At 60.7% G+C, this 2,183-nt stretch carries 4 protein-coding genes; 3 read left to right on the top strand and 1 reads right to left on the bottom strand.

Annotated features, from left to right (window positions below; all coding sequences use genetic code 11):
• Positions 1 to 101 precede the first annotated feature (101 nt).
• Complete coding sequence (locus tag EOA36_RS33925; RefSeq protein ID WP_127281068.1) at positions 102 to 719, top strand: riboflavin synthase; 618 nt, start codon at positions 102 to 104, stop codon at positions 717 to 719.
• A 187-nt stretch (positions 720 to 906) separates the two neighbouring features.
• Here the strand turns inward: EOA36_RS33925 and EOA36_RS37555 are convergent, their stop codons facing one another.
• Positions 907 to 1,080: a hypothetical protein gene (locus EOA36_RS37555; RefSeq protein WP_189343630.1), complete on the bottom strand. Its 174-nt coding sequence runs from the start codon at positions 1,078 to 1,080 to the stop codon at positions 907 to 909.
• 66 nt (positions 1,081 to 1,146) lie between these two features.
• Here EOA36_RS37555 and EOA36_RS33920 point away from each other — a divergent pair, with 66 nt between their 5' ends.
• Together EOA36_RS33920 and EOA36_RS33915 are read left to right on the top strand one after the other, a co-directional pair.
• Complete coding sequence (locus EOA36_RS33920) at positions 1,147 to 1,449, top strand: DUF1778 domain-containing protein (RefSeq protein ID WP_127281067.1); 303 nt, start codon at positions 1,147 to 1,149, stop codon at positions 1,447 to 1,449.
• A 2-nt stretch (positions 1,450 to 1,451) separates the two neighbouring features.
• Positions 1,452 to 1,964, top strand: coding sequence for a GNAT family N-acetyltransferase (locus EOA36_RS33915; protein WP_127281066.1), 513 nt, complete (start codon positions 1,452 to 1,454; stop codon positions 1,962 to 1,964).
• Positions 1,965 to 2,183: the final 219 nt, after the last annotated feature.

The raw sequence follows: 2,183 nt of genomic DNA, 5'->3' as shown, positions 1-2,183 counted from the left end.
ACGCCGACCATATCCCGGCAGGTTTTCGCAAGCTGCGCGAGATGCGGTTCGGCGAAGACGGCTACGCCGAATGGATCAGGGATTTTCAGGGATAGAGATCGATGTTTACCGGGATTGTCACCAATATCGGCACCGTGGCCGCCGTCAAGCCGCTGCGGGAAGGGGTGGGACTGCGCATCGACTCCGCCTATGATCCCAAGACCATCGCCATTGGCGCCTCGATTTCCTGCGGTGGCGTCTGCCTGACGGTCACTGCCTTGCCCGACAGCGGGTCGAACGCGCGCTGGTTCGAGGTCGAGGCCTGGGAGGAGGCGCTCAGGCTGACGACGGCGGCGGGTTGGAAATCGGGCACCAGGATCAATCTGGAGCGGGCGCTGAAGATCGGCGACGAGCTCGGCGGCCACATCGTTTCCGGCCATGTCGACGGTACCGCCGAGATCGTCGAGCGCAAGGATGAGGGCGACGCGGTGCGCTTCACGCTGGAAGCGCCGCGCGATCTGGCGAAATTCATCGCGCCGAAAGGCTCCGTTGCGCTCGACGGCACCTCGCTCACCGTCAACAGGGTCGAGGGAACCCGTTTCGACGTGCTGTTGATCCACCACTCGCTGACCGTCACCACCTGGGGCGAGCGCAAGGCCGGCGACCGCGTCAATCTCGAGATCGACACCATGGCGCGGTACGCGGCGCGCCTGGCGGAGGCCGCGAAAGAGGGGCTTTGACCGGCAAATCTACGACGAGCTTGGGATCTCGTCAGTTCGAAGACTTACAAGGACCTGCTGTATGGTGATGTGCATCAGCGGATCCGGGCTTTCCTCAGCATATCGCGGCACGACGACTTGTATTTCGCGCAAGATGTCTGCCTGAAATACGCACGGCACGACGATCCAGACGTGCGAAACATTTCCATCACTGGGTTGGGTCATGTCGCGCATCCATGGCGCTATCGACATAGGTTCCGTCCGGGAACTGGTAAGCGATCTTCGGCACGCCGGGCGCGACCACGGTTCCATCGAAGATATGTTTAGCGACATCATGATCTTGGTCGCGCAGCAGGGACGGCGAGCGGCCCTGATGTTCCACGCCTGCGCGTGAGATAAATCTTGAAATTTACGGCCATTGGCCGTACATTGTCGCCAGGAGACGAAGATGACTTCACCCGCTTTGAATACACCTCGCAGCCGCGTCCGTAGCGAGCGTTTGGAAGCGCGCCTCACGGCCGATCAGAAAAATCTTATCGAGCACGCAGCCGCACTTCAGGGCCGGACGGTGACGGATTTTGTGCTGACCAGCATCCAGGAAGCAGCCCGCCGAGCGATCGAGGAGCATCAGCGCCTCGATCTTTCCGTCCGCGATAGTCGCGCCTTCGTGGATGCTTTGATCAATCCGCAACCCGTGAATGATCGTCTGCGTGAGACGGTGCGCCACTATCGTCAAGCCACCGGTACCTAAAGGTGAGCAGTTCGGCCGAGGGGGCTCTTCGGGTCGAAGTGCTTGATCTGCAGCACGACAGGACATCTTTCGAGAGCGGCATAGAGGCGCTCGATCGGTATTTCAGGGTGCAGGCCGGGCAGGATGCGCGCAAGAACGTCGCGGCACCCTTTGTTCTTGTTTTGCCGGACGGGTCCGTGGCCGGGTATTACACGCTGTCCGCAACCGCCGTAGCCATCGGCGAATGGCCTGCCCAAACCGTTCGCAAGCTTCCCCGCTATCCGCTCATTCCGGCCACGTTGCTAGGACGCCTCGCTGTCGACAGGCGGCATCGGGGGCAGGGCTACGGCCGATATCTCCTGGCTGACGCTCTGTCCCGTTGCATCAGGAGCGAGATTGCTTCGTTCGCGATTGTCGTCGATGCCAAGGACGAAAGTGCACGCGGTTTTTATCAACGCGAGAGTTTTCTGCCATTCCCGGATCAGCCGATGAAGTTCTTCCGGCCAATGACCGACATCGCAGAGCTGTTCAAATGAGGAAGTGACTGTGATGGAAAGCGGGAACTCCAAAGAGCAAGAGCGGCTCACGCGGGAAGCATTGGCCGATGTGAATGCCGGCCGTGTGGTGGATCACGAAGCCGTTCGTGCCTGGGCTGAAAGCCTTGGTACGGACTGCCCGGTCTCGACACCTTGCCCAAAGAGGCGATAGGCCTGACCCACCTCCCAGCAATCTTCCGCTTGCGATCAATCCGGCTT

This window comes from Mesorhizobium sp. M8A.F.Ca.ET.021.01.1.1 (genome assembly GCF_003998025.1).
GTDB lineage: Bacteria > Pseudomonadota > Alphaproteobacteria > Rhizobiales > Rhizobiaceae > Mesorhizobium.
This window is presented reverse-complemented; position numbering and strand designations above follow the sequence as displayed.

Bases quoted from the DNA above. Each gene is read 5' to 3' on its own strand.
- EOA36_RS33920 (WP_127281067.1), top strand. From the start codon at position 1,147: ATGACTTCACCCGCTTTGAATACACCTCGCAGCCGCGTCCGTAGCGAG.
- EOA36_RS33925 (WP_127281068.1), top strand. From the start codon at position 102: ATGTTTACCGGGATTGTCACCAATATCGGCACCGTGGCCGCCGTCAAG.